Below are 20,610 nucleotides of genomic sequence, written 5' to 3'. Positions count from 1 at the left end.
TAACTATTCTGAAAACCATTGCTTTATTGAAGGACCCATTCTGTAAAGTCTGTGTAAGGTTGTTTTGTAGAACCTGCTTTCACCTCTATCTTGTTCCTGCCTTTTTCCAGTACGATGTTCTCCCATGTGGCCGTGGCATAAGCGTCGGTCTTTTGCTTACCGATATTTTTTCCGTTTATCCATAATTCAACTTCAGGGAGATTCGTGAAAACCGTTACCGTGGTCTCTGCTACAGTTCGATTCACCTGCCGTCGATCAGCAATATAGACGAATGGTTTGTCGTTGTTCCAGTTGGCTTTATAGAAGTAGAAAGCATCTTTTTTTACTTTGCGATCGAAGGTAACCAGTCCTTTGTCGTTGATCCCGGGACGATCTCCTTCGGTACGGTGTGCCGCACCGAAATCGAACAAGTTCCAGATAAATGAACCCCAGATGAATGGGCGTTCATTGATCGCTTTCCAGTTCCCGATATGGTAGGCGGTCTGCCAGTTTTCGGGATGCCACCATCCGGAAGCCGTCCCGGCTTTTACTCTTTCCTGTTGATGGTAGATGCTCGCACCCGCACCATATTCGCTGATGGCAATCTTATATTCCGGGAAATTGCGGTGGATATGGTCGGCCCATATACCCATATCGGAAAAACTACCGCCGTACCATCCATAGTATTTGTTCCAGGCTATCAGGTCGCTATGCTTGTTCAACGGGTTGTCATCACTCAAAAAACTGGCGGCTACCGTGGGGCGGGTAGGATCCTCTTTATGTGCCAGGGCATTGAGTTCCATGACATACTCTTCGGGATTGTCACCTTCGGTTTTTAATTCGTTGTACAGTCCCCACATGCAAATAGAGGGATGGTTATAATGTTGCCTGATCAGTTCTTTCAATTGCTCTTTGCCGTTTTCCCGGAAGGAGGGCTGGTTTACATATCCTTGTTCGGCATACCCTCCGGGGCCTATAAATGGGATTTCGGCCCAAACAATCAGCCCGTTTTTGTCCGCCAGATCATAAAAATAGGTTGCCTGCGGATAGTGGGCCAGGCGCATGGCGTTGGCACCCATCTCCAGGATAATTTCCATGTCCTCGTCGTGATGCATCGGGTGGAGTGCGTTCCCGATTTCAGCCCTGTCCTGGTGGCGACAAACTCCTTTCAACTTGATCTGTTCTCCGTTGAGGAAGAATCCTTTATCGGCATCTACATAGTAGTAACGTAATCCAAGGGGTTGGGTAACCTTATCTTTTACTTCATCGTTTACAGATAAAACAACTTCCACCCGGTAGCTGAAGGGATCTTGCTTTCCATTCCATAGGCGGGGTTTGTTGATCGAGAATCCGATCTCTTCCTGCAGGTTTTCTCCTTGCTGAAGCTGAATGTTTTTTTGTTTTGTGAGGATATTCTTAACGCCCTCATAAATATTCAGTGTCAATGTGGTATTCTGTGTGTCGGCGTAGTTGCTCAACATGATACGGGCTGTTATATCTGCATTTTCCTTCGATACTTTGTCCTGCACCAGATACACACCGGGTGAAGCATAATCGGTCAATGAAATGTGTTGTTCTTCGGCAATCACAAAATATACATCACGGTAAATTCCGCCATAAAAATTGAAATCTCCTACCAACGGCATGATATCAAGTTGAAGCGCATTATTAACACGGACCAGTATTTCGTTTTCTTTACCATAGTCTACATATTCTGTGATATCGAATACAAAAGCACCGTATCCACCCCTGTGTTCGCCTACATGCTTTTGATTGATAAAAAGATTGGTGACACTGTTTGCTCCTTCAAAACGGAGATAAAGGCGTTTCCCTTTCAATTCTTCACCAATAGAAAGTTTCTTGCGGTAATTTCCCACGCCACGATGGTAATCCTGTTTACCCGACAGTGCATCCTGTGCGTTCCATGTGTGCGGTAGGTCAACCCTCCGTTCAGAGTCTTTCCGGACTTGCCACGAAAAACGAAACTGCCAGTCGTCGTTAATACATATTTCTCTCCGGGATGCCAACACTGTGGATGTACCTAAAAAAACAAGTAATAAAATGGTGAATCCTCTCATAGTATAACTAAATTTCAGGCAAAATTAGAGAGGATACGATAAGATAGGGATATAGATTATCCAAAAAAGTAGTACAAATTGTCCCGATACAGGTTTTTAAGCTTTCTTCTTTCTGTATTGGGCGGGAGAAACCCCATACATGTTCTTAAAACTCCGGCTGAAATAAACCGAAGAGCCAAATCCTAATTGTTCGGCAATTTCCACGATCTGTAATTCCTTGTGTTCACACAATAAAATGGCAGCCCGTTTAAGACGTTGATTCCGAATGAAATCATTGGGAGTTATGCCGGTCAATGCTTTGAATTTAGCGAAGAGGGAACTGCGGCTTAATCCGGCTTCCGTAGCCAATCTGTCCACATCGAATTCAGGATCGTCGAGATGATCGTCAATCACTTTATTGATCCGTTTCAGTAAATCCTGATCCAACGAATTCAGCGCCAATGATGCCAGGTCGAAATCGGGCTGTTCGTTTAATCTGCGCTGCATCAGCAATCTATTCCGGATGATATTATTGCATCGGATCAGAAGTATCTTTGAATGAAAAGGTTTTCCGATATAATCATCGGCGCCTTGTTGTAGTCCTTCTATGTTTTGCTCCACGCTATCCAGGGCGGTAAGCAATACGACCGGGATATGGCTGAGATCGATGTTGTTTTTGATATGCATGCACATTTCAGTGCCCGTCATGCGTGGCATCATCACATCACTGACTATCAGATCGGGCTTCTCGTTCATGGCTGTTTCAAGCCCTTCTTTTCCATCACGGGCCTGTAGTACCTTGTAAAGAGGGCTGAAAAGGGTATGGAGCATCTGGAGTAGTTCCTCATTGTCCTCGACAAGGAGAACCGTATACTTTTTACCCTCATCTGTTTCGGGGAGGGTTTTGGCCATCTTCTCATAATCTTCTTCCGTAAGTAATTCCGGCAATGCTCCTCCTTTCATTGCGGGTTCCTCGGGGTGATCCAACACCGCTGTTTTACCGTCTTTTTCAAAATGGGTCTTTCCTTTCAGTAGTTTCACACTGAATATGGTGCCGTAATCGCGTTCACTTTGTACTGTAATCTCTCCGTGATGCAGTTGTATGATGTTCTGACTCAATGCTAATCCGATTCCGGTTCCCGGATTTGAATCGGACGTTGAAATACCATTCTCGGCCTGATAGAAAAGGTCGAATATTTTCCGGGAATCTTCCGGCGATAGTCCGATCCCATTGTCTATAACCTGGACTGTGACCACGTCGTCTTTTTCTTTTATCACTATCTCAATAGTCCCTCCTTCCGGAGTGTATTTAAATGCATTGGATAGTATATTGAAAAAGACCTTCTGGAGTTGATATGGATCAAACCAAAGAAAAAGAAATTGGATCGAATCCGATATCTGATAGGTGATTTGTTTTTTTGTAGCCAGCTCGTGAAATGACAGGAAAATATCTTTGAGGAAAGGAATCAGGTCCTGTTCCGAAACACGCAGCGAGACAAAATGTTGCTCTAATTTCCGAAATTCCAGTAGTTCATTAATAAGTCCCCGCATACGATTCGCGTTTTTGCTGATCTTCAATATTTTATTGTATACTGTGGGAGATAAGGAGGTGCTTTGGGTAAGGAGATCAATCTGGCTGATGATCAAGGTCAACGGTACCCGGAATTCGTGGCTGACATTGGTGAAGAAACGGAGTTTGGCTTGTGTGAGCTTTTCGTTACGTTCTTTTTCCTGTTGTTCCTTCTCTAAAGACATCGCCAATGCACGACGGGAATTGCGTGTGTGGATTATAAATGCAAGCGCAGAATAAGTAACAAGTATATAGGCTATCCATGCCCAGGCTGTGTTGTACCATGGCTGTGAAATATGGATATTCAGGGATATTTCCCGTGCGTTGGGTGTATCGATAGAGGAGGCTTTCTCCCGCACAGTGAGGCGGTAAGTGCCGGGGTTCAGGTTTGTGTAATAGATGCTGTAGAGATTCGTGGGATTCCATCCGGTATCAAAACCTTCCAACATATATTCATATTCACTGTTACGCTGAATATCCACATAATTGGTTGATGCGAAATTAATAACGATGTTATTTTGATTGTATGGCAAATTGATTTTATTTGTAAAGGGCAATGCCTCCGATAGAACACCGGTATTGTCCCCCGGAGTGAGCTGTTGGTTATGAATGTACATATCGGAAAAATAAAGAGCGTATTCTTTCTTATCCACATGGAGTTCGGCTTCCCTGAAGGAAGTGAGCCCGTCTGACCCTCCCACGAAAATTTCATCGTTGTCACACAGTATAAGGCCACATCCCTCGGTAATAGAGGTAATAGGAAGGGATACTCCCAGTTTCACAAAACGGGAGATTTCCTGTTGAGGGTTAAAAAATGTGACACCTTTGTCTCCGGTGATCACCAGGTTCCCGCTTTTAGTCTCCACCATATTATAACAATAGTTGCTCATGAGATGCCCGCTTGAAACGGTATAAGCCGTAAGTGTATCATCTGCATCGTTGTATTTATAAAGGCCCGATCCCCTTGTGCCAATATAAATATTTCCATTGCTCTCAAGGATATGGGTCGCATCGAAACGCATACCCCGTTTTCTGAGTGAAATTTTCTTTACTTCCGAAAGGTCATTTGTGTTTAACCGGGTGAGATCTCCCGAAAGGGAATACCACAGATAACCTTTTGAGTCGATAAAAAAATTCTCACAGTAATGTCCCAGATCTGTAAATTTTTCTGTATCAAGATTCATCCGGAAAAGCCCGTTTCGTGCAGAAACATATAGATAGTCATTATAGATTCCGGTATGATGGATAATGTAGTTCGGACGAAGGGGGGAAGAATCAGCCGAGTGCTCCATGTAATGATGGGAACGCTGTGTGGGTATATGGAAGCTGGATAACCCTCCGGTATGTGTGCCGATGTAGAGCATATCCCGCTTTTCATCATAACTAATGCTCTTCAGGTTATTATGCGGAGGCCCGTTTTTATCTTCCGATACAAAATAACGAAAAGTTTGTGTCTTGCGGTTCAAACAATTCAAACCTCCCCCTTCGGTACAGATCCACAGATCGCCGTCTTTATCTTCCACCATATTCCCGACGAAAGGGTAGTTCAGGCAATCATTGCGATTGGGATTATCTACATAATGGGAAAAAATATCCCTTTCCGGATTAAAATAATTCACTCCTCCATAATAGGTGCCGGCCCAAATGGTTCCCAGACGATCGAAAAACAGTGAAAATACAGATGAATGACTCAATCCCCCGGGTAAATTATTACGTGTATACAACGTAAATTCGTGGGTATGTGGGTTGAACTTTTGTAATCCTTTGAATGTGCCGAACCATATATTGCCATGGTTATCCTCTGCAAATTCCCTTATCTGATTACTTGCAATGCGGGTTTGTGAAGGGTTAAGCTCCGAGTAGAAGCTTCTTGTTCCATCGGGAGCTATCTTGTGCAATCCTTCCATACGGCAACCTATCCAGAGATCTTTGGTGGAACTTTCGAACAGGCTGTATATGTCTTTATCGGGAATAATCACTTCCGGAGTGGCTCCTTCTTCCATCAGATAGAGGCCCTTATTGGATCCCAGCCATATTTTGTCTTCTGATAGCACCAGCATACAAAAGATAGACTGAACATTGGTTTTGGTTCGGAATTGCAGGGAATCTCCTGCCGGATCGTAGGTGAATATAGAATCTTCCACCACACACCATATATCTCCCTTATAAGTAGATAGAGTCCTGACCCCACTCGAACGAACCATCCGGAACTCCTCCTTACGAATATCGTATCGCATCAAAGCAGCGTCTGTCCGGAAAAAGACGTCACCCTCCCGGTTACTCCGGATAAAATCACACTGATTCCCGAAGAGCGATTTCGTGGGATCTCTATCCATTTCATCCGTCCATGGTTTATAGACGACCGTAGTATTCCCGTCATAAACGGTAATCCCTTCGCGCGTTCCAAACCACATCCGTCCTAATATGTCCTGGTGGATAGACATTACAGAGGTCTGAGAAAGCCCGTCTCCCATGCCGATATGTTTAAAATGGGCAGGGAAAACCGGTATAAAGAGATAGAGGAAAAATAATATGGACAAACAGTTTTTCATTGACTACCCCAGTATTCCTAAATGATAATATAGTATATGGTGCAAATATAATAACAATATCGCATTTTTGCTAATATTTGCTAAAGAGGCGGTCGTGGATTCCCAAGCGTTGAGATTATTTTACGATAAAACAATCAGCGCTTCTTCGCAGAGAGTGATCTTCTCAAAGCCCGATTCATGTACCACATAGGTGTTCTCTATTCCTACGGCGCCGATACCGGGTAGCACGAACTTGGGTTCCAAGGCGAATGCCATTCCCGGCTCCAGGACTTCTTTTGAACGGGCCATAAGCACCGGTGGCTCATTGATTTCCAGCCCTACACCATGCCCGATAAATTTGGCTTGTTGTACAGTGCCCATGAAATAGGACTCTAAGCCGTTTTCCTTCACCATCTCTTCTGCCAATAAATACAGCTCGGAACAAAGGGCGCCGGCCCGGAAATTCTTTATGATGGCATTGTGAATGTCGATGGAGACCTGGTGTGCCTTATAGGCGATATCAGGTGCATATTCAATGGCGAAGGTACGGGTCATATCATCCATCCATGGGCGGTAATTCCCTGCCATATCCACCATCAAGGTTGTGCCGGGTGAAAGCAGTGCGCCGTTGGCTCCCAGTGGTAGGAGGGGGGAGATGCCTGCTCCACCCAGTGCGTAATCATAAGGCGATGCCGCCTGGGCATTGTTGCCGGCCAACATGCTTCCCATAAAAATATCCATGTTCTCCCCGAAAGAGCGGAAGATACCAACCGATCCATGAAGGCGCATCTGTCTTTCTATTTCTATCTGCAGTTCCAAATCAGTCATCCCTTCGTGATACAAAGCGGGAATAAGCCCGTATACATAAGCGTGGATGCGGGCACTTTCACGCATCTGCTCCAGTTCGTATTCCGATTTTACCGCCCGTATCTTCCGTAATTCTCCGGAAACGTTCTTGATTTCTGGCATATTTAACGCAGCCTGCAAGCGGGTAGCGGAAGTGAAAGGCAGTTGGTCGGCTTCGATCAGGATACGTCCGGGCAAGGATATCCCCATTTCCCGCAGCAGATCGGGTATCTGTTCCGGTTTGCGGATAAATTTTGCCCGTTCATCATCAATGTTGGAAGGACGTTTCACAAACAGTACAGGGTTTTCCCCGGGAAATAAGAAGAGGAACCCGTCGAAAATAAATCCGCAGAGCCAGTATTGGTTCACGGATGAGGTGATGATACAAGCATCTGCTTGCATTTCGGTGATAGTCTGTTGTACCTTTCTCAATCTTGCGCCGGTTTCATGTAGTGGTAATCTGTTCATATAGTAATATGATTTTTTGACATCAAAATTAGGGGATTTTTTTTGAAAAACCACTATCTTTACGCCATAACTGGTTGGAGAGGTGAATAACAAACGGATATTAATAGTAGAGGATGATCGTTCCTTTGGCTCCATGCTTCAGAAATGGTTTGACAGGAATGGGTTTTCGGCAACGCTATGTTCAGGCATGATGGCGGCCCAGGAAGCGCTTTCTCAATCGGAACCTTATCAGATAGTCCTTTCCGACCTGCGTTTGCCTGATGGGGATGGCATTATGCTGTTGAATTGGCTGAAAGAAAAACACTTGTCGGTACCTGTTATTATTATGACAGGTTACGGTGAAGTTCAGACAGCGGTGTCGGCTATTAAATTGGGAGCATTCGATTTTTTGGAAAAACCTATCAATCCCGATATCCTGACAAAAAAGATTGAAGCGGCCTTTGATGGCCGGCAGGAAAACATTTCTCCACCCGCGGGACAGACAGAGCGAAAACCCTATAAGGAAGATAAACAATTTGTGAAGGGGCGAAGCCCGTTTTCCGCACAAATGTACACCCATATCGATTTGGTGGCGCCCACCCAAATAGCGGTGATGGTCATCGGTGAAAGTGGTACGGGGAAAGAGCATGTGGCCCGTCTGATCCATACACGGAGCAACCGTGCCAACGGGCCTTTTGTCGCGGTGGACTGTGGAAGCTTGTCTATTGAGTTGGCACCGAGTGAGTTATTTGGACATAAGAAAGGGTCATTCACCTCTGCCATAGAAGATAAGACCGGGTTTTTCAGGGAAGCACATGGTGGAACTCTATTTCTTGACGAAGTAGGAAACCTGCCTTATGGGGTACAGATGCAACTGTTGCGCACCCTTCAGGAGAAAAGGGTAAGGCCGGTAGGTACTTCCACAGACCTGAATGTGGACGTGCGGATTATCACCGCTACCAATGAAAACCTGGAGAAAGCGATCGATGAAGGCAATTTCAGGGAAGATCTCTATCACCGTTTGAATGAATTTATGATCAGGGTTCCGGCGTTACGGGAGTGCGTTGAAGATATTCCATCCTATGCCGACCATTTCAGGGAAGAGGCCAACAAGGAACTTGGCAGGGAGGTTGCCTTCATTTCTCCCGAAGCGTTGACCATATTGAAAAACTATGCATGGCCGGGTAACCTGAGGGAATTGCGCAATGTGATCCGTCGGGCGGTACTTTTTACGAGGGGAGACAGCATCACCCCGGAGAATCTGCCGGTGCTCGCGACAAGAAAAGAGGAATCTGTACCGAAAGCCGATATTTCTCTTTCCGTGGAGCCTGAAGAGGAAAAAGATAAGATATTGAGAGCGCTTGAACAAGTCAAGGGAAACAAGACCAAAGCGGCTATCCTGCTCCAGATCGACCGGAAAACACTCTACAACAAGATGCATCAGTATAACATCAGTTTATAAAGAGGAAATAATTTACACCGAACCAATTGCTTATGATAAGTAGTTTTCACGGAGATCGACAGTGAATTGTCTTATTTCTTCAATTGTTTTTAACAATTCTTCTTTCCAGTTAGGATAGGCCGATTCGTCTTCTCCTCTCAACATATCCATTTTGCGCAAAACAGCGCAAAGATGATCGGCATCGAGCTGGCTGAAGAAGGGATGGATCCTGTGGCTCAGTTGTTGTGCTTTTTCAAACTCTTCCTCTTCAATATAAGTCGCCAGAGTATCCATATCCTTGTTGGCCGATTCGACAAAACCGGCCAGGATATCTTGGATGATTTGTGTGTCGTCGCCAAACAGGGAGACGAGTTGGGGGAACTTATCCTTGAGGGAATCTTCTGTCGGCGCTTGTTCCTTGTTTTCAGGATACTGTCTCCCGGCAACGATTTCCAGTAGTTTGCTCATCCGGATAGGCTTCCTGACCAGACCGGAGAATCCTTCCGATAACGCCCTTTCTGTAGTATAATCATCGTGCGCTGTCATTAGCCAGACCGGTATCCGTGTGTCTTTTTCCCTGATCTTACTTAGGATATCCGTCCCTGTTATCCCTGTCATCTGCATATCGGTAAATACAATGTCAAACTGGGAGATAACTCTCAAAAAACCGTGGACATCCTGTGGATTACTGCATAGCTTTACTTTGTACCCGTTGCGGACAAGATATTCCCTGATCATACCTCCCAATGAAAGATCATCTTCGAAGAGGAGTATTTTTCCGAAAGGTATATCCTGTTGCATCGTGTTGTCACTCCCGGATAAATCTGAATTGGCATCGCCATTGGGAACCCTATCCGATATCTGCCGGACAGGAAGGGCAATCGTGACGGAGGTTCCTTTTCCTTTCTCCGAAGTCACCTCTATGGTTCCTTTTAACAGATCTATCAATCCCTTTGTGACATACATGCCGAAGCCGCTTCCTTCGGCTTTCAACGGATTTTGCATGCGGGAAAAAGGTTTAAACATGCCGGGTATTTCATTGATATCCATTCCTATACCGCTGTCGGTAATAGTGAAAACCAGTGGGCCTTCATTTTCCAGTCGAACGGTGACACCGCCCTGTAGCGTGTACTTTACAGCATTGGAAATTACATTGGTAAGTATCTGTTTGAGGAGCGTGTAGTCTGTCTCTACATACAATGGTGATGAAGCCCGGTTTTCAAACTTCAAGCTGAGTGATTTTTCTTCTGTCAAAGGTTGAAACATGCGGATAATATCGTCCATCAACTCAATAAGGTTGAACTGGCTATGAAGCAACTTTGCCGAATTCTGTTGCAGGCGCGAGAACTCAAGCAGATTGGTCAGCATGGTCAGGATGTGTTTTCCCGAATTCCGGGCAGACTGCAATTGCCGTTTCTTATCTTCATTTCTCTCTTCCGAGTCCCACATCTCCATATATCCCATCATGGAGCTGAGAGGCGTTTTAACATCGTGGGATACGGATAGGAGTAATTTATGGCGGCTCTCAATCAACTCCTCCGTAAGTTGTTTCTCTTTTACCAGGTCAGTCCGTGCTTTTTGTCCTTTGTTGAGGTCATCAATAATAAAGAAAATGATGATAAGAATAAAAAAGAGGGAGAGCGCACCGACGACGATGGCGAATCGGAAAATTCTCTGGGAGAGCTGTTCGCTGTTTTCCATCCCATTCCAGGCGATCCGGATGGTTTCATTATAGAATTCATTGGTGAGTTGTGAAATGCGGAGTGAGATATTTTGTTCGGCGAACAGGAGCTCACGTACTTCTCTCTCTATCCCCTGTATGCGGGAGGAATAGGATTTGGATGCCTCTTCCGTTATATTTTTCAGGTCGGCGTACATGGCGGTGTCTACCCTTGAAATGGATCTTGATTCTTGTTCGGTACGTGCTATGCTGATGGTAGAGTCCGGTACGGATGCAGGATCAATAAGATTTCTGAGCCGGTTCCAAAACCCTTTTTTCTGTTTTTCAACCCGGGTCGTGTCAATACTGGTGATTATCACAACCGAATCCTGGATGATCTCATCGTAACTATTGATCTTCTGGTCGAGTTCCATCAGTGGATTCTGGGATCTGAAGAGTCCCGTCAACCGGCGTACAATCTTATTTTTCTCCAGTAGCAGAGAGTCGATATCCTGTAACAATACATCCTGCTCCTTCTCCGGTTTCATCTCCTCTATATTCTGTATTTGTAAGGATATGTCGGATGAAATGGAGTCATATTGTTGTTGAAATACCCGCCGTGGAGACGAGAGGTACATATTCAGCACATCCTGCGCCTGTTGTATGGAGACCATTAACTGATTACTTTGGGTCAGGATCTCATATGAATTGTTCATCTCCGCTTTTTGGCGGTCCATATTCTTTTTAAGAGAATAAGAATAAATGAACAGTCCGGTAAAATAGATGATGACTACAAGGAGTATCAACCCTATTTTTATCCTGACACTTTGTTCCGGTGACTTTTTTTGGACCATACTTCAGATATAATGATTTTTCCCGCATCTATTATTCTTCAAATAAGATGAAAGCCGAGAGGCAAGTCAAATTTGTTTGAACTTGTCCGAGGCGCATCTATTATTCTTCAAATATACAGCATAAGTTTTAATTATCATACTTTTCTGCATAGGCTTGTTGACGGTGGAAATTGTGGATTTCTTTGTCTTGATTGTGGAATTATTCCACAGTATCCACATTTTTTCCACAGTAGGGATATGGGATGTATTTATTGTGTTGCGAATTTAACTTATTAGTAAAGAGGTGTTTATGGTTTACGGGAGCCTCCCTGATATGATTTGGTATCTAATTTGATATATAGTTAACGGCGATAGGCCACAAAAAAACAAATGGAATAAGAATTCAATGTAGTTTTTATTTTTTAAAATTTATCGTTATGAAAAAAGTAATTTTATCAGTCGCAATTATCGCAGGTATGCTTATTACGACAAACGTACAAAATGCACAGGCAATAGAGGAACAACCCTCCATCGCAATGGTTATGGACAATGACGGTTTTGTTGAAGTGCAGTTGCAGGATCTCAGCGAAGTTGTGCAGGCAACGATTAACTCCTATACCCAGGAATACGATATCAGTAAGCTGAAGTATAACGCTGAAAAGCAACTCACAAAAGTAAAATTGACAAAAAAAGATGATCAGTCAGAAAAAGTAGTATTTCTTGATGCTGAAGGGAAAGAAGTAGCAGCCCCGGCGAAGGAAGACTCCGGAGCAATAGAGGAGCAGGCTCCATCGGCTGAGTTGTCGGAAGTGATGCAGGACAACGGATTTGTGAATGTCAAGTTCGAAGAGTTGGGTGAAAAAGTACAGAATGCTCTCCGTACCCTTACTGAGACTTATGATATAACCTCTTTGAAATACAACGCAGAGAAAGGTATCACAGAGGTGAAGGGTACCAGTAAGACGGATCAGTCTGAAAAAGTAGTCTACCTGAATAGTGAGGGAGAAGAGGTGGCACCGCCAGCTTCTCCGGAACAACAGCAGGAAGAAACAGAAATTCCGATGTCATTGTAAACAAACAAACTACACTATCGCACCTCTATATATTTCTTAGTTGACATATTCTTCTTAATACAATGACTAAGGATCGATCGCCCCTTTGCTGAAAGAAGTAAGGGGGCGGTTATTTTTTATTTACCTGTGTCGATAGGGTTCCATACTTCCCATGCAGCCAGTGCCTGAAGTTCCAGCATCTCCCTGCCGTTTTTGGTTGTAGCACCCTGTGTTTTTCCTTTTCGCAGAAAAAGGGTCTCTTCCGGATTATAAATCAAATCATAGAGTAGATGGCGAGGGGTGAGAAGCTTATAGGGGATATCGGGACAATCTTCAGTTTGAGGAAATGTGCCTACCGGCGAAGCATTTACAATCAGTGTATATTCGGAGAGGATCTCCGGAGAAAGATCGGTATAAGTAAACCCGTCGTCGCGGTGAGAACGGGATACATATTTCCATTCGATTTGCATGTCTGTTAACGCCTGGGCAACTGCTTTGGATGCTCCGCCCGTACCCAGTATCAATGCTTTTCTGTGAGACCCCGGATCTATCAACGGGGCGAGTGATTGCTTAAATCCAATATAATCCGTGTTGTAGCCGGTGAGCCGGTAATAATACATATCACCGGGTTTCCTGTCCACTTTGATCACGTTTACCGCACCGATCTTTTGGGCTTCCGGGGAAATTTCATCCAGGAAGGAAATCACCTGTTCCTTATAAGGGATAGTTACATTCAGACCTTTTAAATGCTGATTGAAGAGAATGATATGACGAATCTCCTGAATATCCTCGATCTCGAAATTGAGGTATTCTGCGTCGATCTTCTCACAACAAAACTTCTCAGCGAAGAATTTCGCCGAGAAAGAATGCTTCAGAGGAAAACCGATCAGACCGTAAGTGTTCATTTGTTATTCGATTGTTAGACAAAGGGTTTTTCAGCCATGTAGAGAGTGGTGATACCCAGCGTATATCTTCTTAATCGGATGTTGGTAAAACCGTTTTTCTTCAGTATCAACATCATTTCCCTTCCCTGTGGGAAAGCGGCAATCGATTCGGGCAGGTAGCTATAGGCGCGTTGTTCGGTAGCGAAAATCCCCGACAGGACCGGCATCACATATTTGGTATATGCAGCATACATCTGTTTCATCGGTGTCTCCTGTGGGGTGGTGAGTTCGATAAAAAGAAATAAACCACCCGGTTTCAAAACACGAAGTACTTCCTGAAAACTTTTGTCGATATTTTCAAAGTTACGTACGCCGAAAGCAATGGTGGCGGCATCGAAACTGTTGTCGGCAAAAGTCAGGCTGGCGCAATCCTGTACGTCGAAGGAGATGGTATCCTGCAATCCTTTTGCTTTTACTTTTTCTTTACCGACCTGCATCATTCCTTCGGAGATATCTACCGCCGTAATTTTCTCCGGCTGTAATATCTTCTGTGCCAGGATAGCGAAGTCACCCGTGCCGGTGGCAATATCCAACAACTGCCTGTGGGGGTATTTTCTGAGTTCTTTCAGCGCGTCCCTTCGCCAATAATCATCGATTCCCAGTGAAAGCGTCCCATTCAGCTTGTCGTAGTTCGAAGCGATACTGTCGAACATCCGTATCACCTGCTCTTTCTTCGGTTGATCGGAGTTATAAGGGTTTACCTTTTCTACTTTGTAGGTCATTCTTTTAATCTTTCGGCTAATTGGACATACAGCCATTAATGAGTTCGCAAATATTCGGTGATATTTTTTTCAATGCGCGATTCCAGATTGTCGGCATCGGCTTTCACAAACTTTTCTCCGACGATCTTCTCGTATAACTCAATATAGCGTTCCGATACACTCCGGCAATATTCATCGGTCATTTCGGGAACCTGTTGTCCCTGTTGCCCCTGAAATCCGTTGTCCATTAACCATTTGCGTACGAATTCTTTAGAGAGTTGTTTCTGCTCTTCTCCTTTTTCAAAGCGTTCCTGATAGCCTTCGCTATAGAAGTAGCGTGATGAGTCGGGGGTATGGATTTCGTCGATCAGGTATATCTTACCCTCTTTTTTACCAAATTCATATTTGGTGTCTACCAATATCAATCCCTTATCGGCAGCCATTTCAGTACCGCGCTTAAATAATGCGTAGGTATATTTTTCCAGTTGTTCATACTCTTCCCTGTTAACCAGTCCCTGTGCGATAATCTCCTCTTTCGAGATATTCTCGTCATGTCCTTCGTCCGCTTTTGTAGTAGGGGTAATCAGAGGTGTTTCGAACTTCTGGTTTTCACGTAAACCTTCCGGTAGGGAAAGGCCGCATAAGGTGCGCGCTCCCTTTTTATACTCGCGCCACGCACTGCCTGTGATGTAACCGCGGATTACCATCTCCACCTTGTAGGGCTCGCATTGGTGACCGACCGTCACCATCGGGTCGGGGGAGGCTGCTTTCCAGTTAGGTACGATATCGGAGGTAGCATCAAGGAATTTCGACGCGATCTGGTTCAATACCTGTCCCTTATATGGAATGCCTTTCGGTAATACTACGTCGAATGCCGAAATACGATCGGTGGCGATCATAACCAGTGTCTCTTTTCCGATGCTATATACATCGCGTACTTTTCCGTGATACACACCCGTCTGTCCGGGAAAATTGTAATCTGTTCTTGTCAATGCATCCATATTGTTTGATTTGTTGATTTACTGATTTGATAATTTGATGAAGAAGAGAAGTTGAGAAGTCTTGATTCTTGGTCCTTTCCCCCAGTCTCCCCCTCTCCCCAGTCACCTTTTCACCTTTCGCTTCGCGCAATCTGCTACCGTTCGGCAAATTTAAATAAATTTACTTTGCCCTCACTTACTCGCAGATTTCCACCTTTTCACTTTTCCACTTAATCACTTAGTTCATACGCCTCCACTATCCTTTGTACAAGCTTATGGCGTACTATGTCCTTCTTGTTGAATTCTACCCTGCCGATACCTTTGATACCTTTCAATACCTGCATGGCGTGAATCAATCCCGATTGCTGCGAGTGGGGCAGGTCGATCTGCGTGATATCCCCCGTGATGATCATTTTCCCGTTCAATCCCAATCGTGTCAGGAACATTTTTATCTGCGGCTTGGTGGTATTCTGGGCTTCATCCAGGATGATCACCGCATCGTTCAATGTCCGTCCCCGCATAAAAGCGAGGGGTGCGATCTGTATGATTTTGTTCTCAACATACTCTTTCAATTTCAGGGGAGGGATCATATCCTCCAGCGCATCGTAAAGCGGTTGGAGGTAAGGATCAATTTTCTCTTTCATATCCCCGGGCAGGAAACCCAATTTCTCACCGGCTTCCACGGCAGGGCGGCTCAGGATTATTTTTCGGACCTTCTTTGTCTTGAGTGCCCTGACGGCCAATGCGATGGCTGTATAGGTCTTTCCTGAACCGGCCGGGCCGATGGCAAACACCATGTCGTTTTCATCGAACGCTTCTACCAGTTTTTTCTGATTGGCCGTACGGGCAAGAATGGGTTTTCCATTCAGTCCGTGGATGATGAGGTTGTCTACATTCACCACCATGGGAGCCTTGCCTTTCACAATGTCCAGGATGTCTTCTTCTTTCAGCACGTTCATCTCGTTGCTGAACTTTTCCAACTCATGTATCTTCTCTTCAAAGCCGGCCAGTTCTTCCTCCTCGCCGATCACCTTGATTACGTTGCCTCTTGGCACAATACGCAACTTGGGATAGAGTGTCTTGAGCAACTGGATATTGCTGTTGTTGATGCCGAAAAAGACAACCGGATCTACATTCTCTATGATAATGATACGCTCAATCATTCTCCGCTATTTGAGAAGTTTAACGAATATTGGTGCGATTTGTTCTCCTGACCTTCAATATAATTGATAAATGCGTTATTCACAAGCCGGTTCCCGCCGGGAGTGGGATAGTTGCCCGAGAAGTACCAGTCGCCCCCGTTATTGGGGCATGCCTTGTGGAGATCCTCAATACTTTGGAAGACGATTTTCACTTCGGCCTTTATCTCTTTGGAAGTAAGCATCTGTGCGATCTTGTCGGAGATCTCCTCATCGGTGAAAGGAGCATAAATATCCTTTACGTAATTGACGATATGCTCCTTCTTCAAATGATGCTGGGTTACCGATCTTTTATATGTTTCGTCGATCACATACTGCATGTCACGTTCTTTCAACAGTTCAATGGCTGCTTTGAAAGCGATGAACTCGCTCATTCTCGACATATCTATACCGTAGCAATCGGGGTAACGTATCTGAGGAGAAGAGGATACGATGATGATCCTTTTGGGGTCGAGCCTGTCCAATATCTTGATGATACTCTGTTTGAGTGTGGTTCCGCGGACAATACTGTCGTCGATAATTACCAGGCTGTCCACACCTCTTCTTAATGATCCGTAGGTAACATCATAGACGTGTGCTGCCAGGTCGTTCCTTGTATTACCCTGTGCAATGAAGGTACGTAATTTGATATCCTTGATAGCCACCTTTTCCGATCGTACCCGTTTCGACAGGATGGCGTCAATCTCCTCCTTGCTCAACGCGCTTCCTTTTTCGAGGATAGTGACTGCTTTCTTGTGATTGAAATAATCCTCCAATCCCTGGAGCATACCAAAATAAGCTACCTCTGCAGTATTAGGGATAAAAGAGAATACTGTATTGTCGAAATCGCCATCCACCGCATCCATGATTTTGGGAACCAATAGTTCTCCCAGCTTTTTCCGTTCCCTGTAGATATCATGGTCAGAGCCGCGTGAAAAGTAGATCCTCTCGAATGAACAGGGTGTGATTTTCTTTTTCTTCTCCTGTATCTGATGAAGGGTGATAGCTCCGTTACGTTTTACAATAAGCGCCTCTCCGGGTTGCAGTTCATGTACATCGTCTTTCTTCAGGTTGAATGCCGTCTGGATGACCGGTCGTTCCGACGCTACAACAGCTATCTCATCGTCATGATAATAAAATGCCGAGCGGATACCCCACGGATCACGCAGTACGAAAGCATCACCGCAACCGATCAATCCACAAAGGGCATAGCCTCCGTCCCAGATGCCGGATGCTCTTTTCAGCAGAAAAGGGATATCGAGTTTTTCTGCGATCTGGAGACTTATCTCCTGACCGTTCATCTGTTCTTTATTCAGATGATCATACTGGTATTGCACCTCCCGATCCAGATAATGACCGAGGGATTCCAGCATGACGAATGTGTCGGCATAATCGCGCGGATGTTGTCCTTCCTGAAGCAGTTGGTGAAACATTTCATCCACATTGGTCATATTGAAGTTCCCTGCCAGGGCAAGGCTTCTCGATGCCCAGTTGTTACGCCGCAGCAGGGGATGCACATAGCTGAGCCCGCTCTTGCCGGTAGTGCTGTAGCGCAGGTGTCCGATAAAGAGTTCCGCTGCAAAAGGAACTGCAGTCTTGACAAATTCGATGTCACTCAGTTGCTCCCTGGAGAATTGCTGGAACGAAGCATGTATATGGGAGAATATTTCTGATATGGCACCCGATCCCAATGCCCGTTCCCTGAAAATAAACTCGTTTCCGGGGGAGGCTTCCAGTTTCACAGCACCCAGTCCCGCCCCTTCCTGTCCACGGTTGTGCTGTTTTTCCATGAGCAGGTACATTTTATCCAGTCCGTATTGCCACGTCCCGTATTTATTGTAATAATAATCGAGGGGTTTGAGGAGGCGGATTACTGCAATCCCGCACTCGTGCTTGATAACATCAGTCATTGAATAACCTTTCTGTATTAAGGGTACAAATTTAATCTTATTTGTGGAAATTTTGCCGGTATTGTCACGATAATCTTATCAAAAAATGTCAACGAACGGTTTTTCGGATAGTTCAATTACATTAGGCGTTTTCTCGCAACGACATAATCCAAGCAAACTTGCCTTCTGTTCGTATTGCTTAACGAAAACGTTCAATTACATTAGGTGTTTTCTGCGCTCGGCAAAACAAATAAATTTGTTCTGCTCTTGCTTAACGAAAACGGTGGTGTTATCTTTGTGCTAATAAGATTGGAAACTATTTGAAAAGGATTATGTAACTAAAGCGGAGGCCTATAGATATTTTGTGGGAACCCATAGCTCGGGAAGAGCATAAAAAGAGTAGTTAGCGAAGCGACTTCTACTCTTCTAGCTTGAACGAGCTACTATGGGGCACAAAACATCATCAGATGAATGCTTTAGTTGCAATCATACGACTTATGAAATTTGAATAAATATAATCAAATGAACTGGGAACGCTTATTATCTGCAAAGAGGTTCGGGATGGAGCATTATGAAAATGCGAAGAAGCATGAACGGACGGAGTATCAGCGCGATTACGACAGGTTGATTTTTTCGTCGCCTTTCCGGCGGTTGCAGAACAAAACCCAGGTATTTCCCTTGCCGGGAAGTATCTTTGTACATAACCGGTTGACACATAGCCTGGAGGTTGCCAGTGTGGGCCGCTCGCTGGGAGAGAATATCGGTCGTGAACTGCGAAGAAGATATCCATCTTCCGAAGCTCATTTCGAGGAGATCGGTTCGATCGTTGCTGCTGCATGTCTGGCACATGATATGGGGAATCCGCCATTTGGACATTCCGGGGAAAAGGCGATCTCGACCTTCTTTTCCGAAGGGAAGGGCGCTTGTTTGCAAAGTGAGGTAGAGCAGGGGGGCGGCCGCTGGAGCGATTTTACCTGCTTCGAAGGAAATGCCAATGCTATACGGTTGCTGATGCATCAGTTCAGGGGGAGAAGGAAAGGCGGTTTTGCGATGACCTATTCCACACTGGCTTCTATCGTGAAATACCCCTATTCGTCGGAATTGAGTGGGGGAAAGAATAAATTCGGTTTTTTCGCCTCCGAAGAGGAAGATTACCGGCAAATTGCAGGGGAAATCGGAATCATCCAACAAAGTGACCACCCGTTGCGGTTTGTAAGGTATCCTTTGGTTTATCTGGTGGAGGCGGCCGATGATGTTTGTTACCAGGTGATGGATATAGAAGATGCGCACAAGTTACGCCTGCTCTCCACCGAGAAAGCAATAGAGTTATTGCTGGATTTCTTCGAGGGAGAGAGCCGTCAGCGACGCATCGCGACGTTGTCGTATGTGCGTGATGTGAATGAGCAGATCGCCTATCTGCGCTCCGGTGTAATCGGCCTGTTGGTGAATGAGTGTTCGGAATTATTCCTTGCCAATGAAGGCCAGATCCTTACGGGAGAATTCAATGGCACACTTATAGGAAATATTTCCCCGGTTGTCGTGAAAGCATACCGTCAATGTGCGGATTTTGCCATGCAGCATATATACCGCTCTAAAGATGTGCTTGATATTGAGTTGGCCGGCCACCGGATCATCGGGTATCTGCTGGAAATGTTCACAGATGCTATCCGGAATCCCGGTCATGCGTATTCGAAATTACTCCTGGATAGGATTCCCGAACAATATGAGACAGATTCCCGGAGCTTGTATGGGAAAATTCAGTCCGTCATCGATTACATATCGGGTATGACTGATGTCTATGCGCTTGATTTGTATCGAAAAATAACAGGCATGGGGTTGCCTGCTGTGTGATTTTACTTACGATTTGATGAAAATAGATATTTTTTTATTTTTTATTGAAATTATTTGTGGTTATTTGATTTCTTTTTTATATTTGCATCGTGGTTTTTTCATAATAGTATTAGATTTAAGGTTAACATGTTTGGCAGAGTGTCGAGAGACATTCTGCCGAATGCTTTAAAAGCTTTATTTTTTATTTGCTTGTGCTGTTATTCCTGATCTTCCAAATTGCCATTGGATGATTTTTGATTCGTCTTACAATTTCTGCGTCTTCGAACAATAATTCCGGTCGATAAAGATTATTGTTAAAATTCTCTATGAACGATTTTTCTTCTTCGGTAAATTTCATCAATTTTAGAAGAAACTCTTTTACTTCTACTTTAGCTGATTCAAAATCAAACCGCTTACTTTTTTTAAGAACAGGAAGTAATGAACTCCTGATTTGAACAAATGTCAGGTTGTCAATACTTTTGAAGTCATAGCTGGTTGAAGGATTATCACTTCCTCCTACAGTAAGATAGAATAATATAATATGATTATCCGCAATCAGTCCTAAACATTTATTAGGATAATTGCTGGAAAATCGGTTGATAATTAACGATATATATTTTCTCATATGATAGAAAAGTAGTATATTTATAGTCTAAATATCAATAGATTATG

General features: G+C 44.5%; 13 protein-coding genes. 3 read left to right on the top strand and 10 right to left on the bottom strand.

The genetic code is table 11. The features are described from left to right. Positions 1–23 precede the first annotated feature (23 nt). The 3 genes from lacZ4 to ABV001_RS08280 all read right to left on the bottom strand — a co-directional run bounded on the left by lacZ4 (position 24) and on the right by ABV001_RS08280 (position 7,451). On the bottom strand, positions 24–2,057 hold the full coding sequence (gene lacZ4 / locus ABV001_RS08290; RefSeq protein WP_352422364.1) for a beta-glucuronidase LacZ4: 2,034 nt from the start codon (positions 2,055–2,057) through the stop codon (positions 24–26). A 96-nt stretch (positions 2,058–2,153) separates the two neighbouring features. Next, positions 2,154–6,158 carry a hybrid sensor histidine kinase/response regulator transcription factor gene (locus ABV001_RS08285; protein WP_352422363.1) on the bottom strand — a complete coding sequence of 1,335 codons (4,005 nt, stop codon included), beginning with the start codon at positions 6,156–6,158 and terminating at the stop codon, positions 2,154–2,156. A gap of 120 nt (positions 6,159–6,278) precedes the next feature. Beyond that, entirely contained in the window at positions 6,279–7,451 is a 1,173-nt protein-coding gene (locus tag ABV001_RS08280; protein ID WP_352422362.1) for a M24 family metallopeptidase, read from the bottom strand. 82 nt (positions 7,452–7,533) lie between these two features. Here ABV001_RS08280 and ABV001_RS08275 point away from each other — a divergent pair, with 82 nt between their 5' ends. Continuing rightward, on the top strand, positions 7,534–8,892 hold the full coding sequence (locus tag ABV001_RS08275) for a sigma-54-dependent transcriptional regulator (RefSeq protein ID WP_352422361.1): 1,359 nt from the start codon (positions 7,534–7,536) through the stop codon (positions 8,890–8,892). Between the two features lie 30 nt (positions 8,893–8,922). Here the strand turns inward: ABV001_RS08275 and ABV001_RS08270 are convergent, their stop codons facing one another. Continuing rightward, complete coding sequence (locus ABV001_RS08270) at positions 8,923–11,385, bottom strand: hybrid sensor histidine kinase/response regulator (protein ID WP_352422360.1); 2,463 nt, start codon at positions 11,383–11,385, stop codon at positions 8,923–8,925. 416 nt (positions 11,386–11,801) lie between these two features. Between ABV001_RS08270 and ABV001_RS08265 the strand changes: the two genes are divergently transcribed. Continuing rightward, entirely contained in the window at positions 11,802–12,437 is a 636-nt protein-coding gene (locus tag ABV001_RS08265) for a hypothetical protein (RefSeq protein ID WP_352422359.1), read from the top strand. A 116-nt stretch (positions 12,438–12,553) separates the two neighbouring features. Here the strand turns inward: ABV001_RS08265 and ABV001_RS08260 are convergent, their stop codons facing one another. The 5 genes from ABV001_RS08260 to ABV001_RS08240 form a co-directional block, all read right to left on the bottom strand. Further along, positions 12,554–13,321: a shikimate dehydrogenase family protein gene (locus ABV001_RS08260; protein WP_352422358.1), complete on the bottom strand. Its 768-nt coding sequence runs from the start codon at positions 13,319–13,321 to the stop codon at positions 12,554–12,556. A 14-nt stretch (positions 13,322–13,335) separates the two neighbouring features. Beyond that, positions 13,336–14,082 (bottom strand): bifunctional demethylmenaquinone methyltransferase/2-methoxy-6-polyprenyl-1,4-benzoquinol methylase UbiE, encoded by a 747-nt coding sequence (gene ubiE, locus ABV001_RS08255; protein WP_352422357.1) that lies wholly within the window; start codon positions 14,080–14,082, stop codon positions 13,336–13,338. A gap of 35 nt (positions 14,083–14,117) precedes the next feature. Next, positions 14,118–15,062: a phosphoribosylaminoimidazolesuccinocarboxamide synthase gene (locus ABV001_RS08250; RefSeq protein WP_352422356.1), complete on the bottom strand. Its 945-nt coding sequence runs from the start codon at positions 15,060–15,062 to the stop codon at positions 14,118–14,120. Between the two features lie 209 nt (positions 15,063–15,271). Then, the gene (locus tag ABV001_RS08245) at positions 15,272–16,204 is read right to left on the bottom strand and encodes a PhoH family protein (RefSeq protein WP_352422355.1); all 933 of its coding nucleotides are present in this window, start codon (positions 16,202–16,204) and stop codon (positions 15,272–15,274) included. Beyond that, entirely contained in the window at positions 16,201–18,129 is a 1,929-nt protein-coding gene (locus tag ABV001_RS08240; RefSeq protein ID WP_352422354.1) for an amidophosphoribosyltransferase, read from the bottom strand. The genes ABV001_RS08245 and ABV001_RS08240 overlap by 4 nt, the downstream gene beginning before the upstream one ends. Positions 18,130–18,630: 501 nt before the next feature. Here ABV001_RS08240 and dgt point away from each other — a divergent pair. Continuing rightward, positions 18,631–19,959, top strand: coding sequence for a dGTP triphosphohydrolase (gene dgt / locus ABV001_RS08235; RefSeq protein WP_352422353.1), 1,329 nt, complete (start codon positions 18,631–18,633; stop codon positions 19,957–19,959). Positions 19,960–20,140: 181 nt separating this feature from the next. Here dgt and ABV001_RS08230 read toward each other — a convergent pair whose 3' ends face one another. Further along, a complete protein-coding gene (locus ABV001_RS08230; protein WP_352422352.1) occupies positions 20,141–20,563 on the bottom strand; it encodes a hypothetical protein in 423 nt (140 codons plus the stop codon). Positions 20,564–20,610 lie beyond the last annotated feature (47 nt).

It is taken from the genome of Proteiniphilum sp., from assembly GCF_040307845.1.
GTDB lineage: Bacteria > Bacteroidota > Bacteroidia > Bacteroidales > Dysgonomonadaceae > Proteiniphilum.
Note: the sequence above shows the minus strand (reverse complement) of the source record. Positions and strands in the feature narration are given on the sequence as shown.

Coding starts and splice junctions, on each gene's coding strand:
- lacZ4 (WP_352422364.1), bottom strand. CDS start 2,057: ATGAGAGGATTCACCATTTTATTACTTGTTTTTTTAGGTACATCCACA.
- ABV001_RS08285 (WP_352422363.1), bottom strand. CDS start 6,158: ATGAAAAACTGTTTGTCCATATTATTTTTCCTCTATCTCTTTATACCG.
- ABV001_RS08280 (WP_352422362.1), bottom strand. CDS start 7,451: ATGAACAGATTACCACTACATGAAACCGGCGCAAGATTGAGAAAGGTA.
- ABV001_RS08270 (WP_352422360.1), bottom strand. CDS start 11,385: ATGGTCCAAAAAAAGTCACCGGAACAAAGTGTCAGGATAAAAATAGGG.
- ABV001_RS08265 (WP_352422359.1), top strand. CDS start 11,802: ATGAAAAAAGTAATTTTATCAGTCGCAATTATCGCAGGTATGCTTATT.
- ABV001_RS08260 (WP_352422358.1), bottom strand. CDS start 13,321: ATGAACACTTACGGTCTGATCGGTTTTCCTCTGAAGCATTCTTTCTCG.
- ubiE (WP_352422357.1), bottom strand. CDS start 14,082: ATGACCTACAAAGTAGAAAAGGTAAACCCTTATAACTCCGATCAACCG.
- ABV001_RS08250 (WP_352422356.1), bottom strand. CDS start 15,062: ATGGATGCATTGACAAGAACAGATTACAATTTTCCCGGACAGACGGGT.
- ABV001_RS08245 (WP_352422355.1), bottom strand. CDS start 16,204: ATGATTGAGCGTATCATTATCATAGAGAATGTAGATCCGGTTGTCTTT.
- ABV001_RS08240 (WP_352422354.1), bottom strand. CDS start 18,129: ATGACTGATGTTATCAAGCACGAGTGCGGGATTGCAGTAATCCGCCTC.
- dgt (WP_352422353.1), top strand. CDS start 18,631: ATGAACTGGGAACGCTTATTATCTGCAAAGAGGTTCGGGATGGAGCAT.
- ABV001_RS08230 (WP_352422352.1), bottom strand. CDS start 20,563: ATGAGAAAATATATATCGTTAATTATCAACCGATTTTCCAGCAATTAT.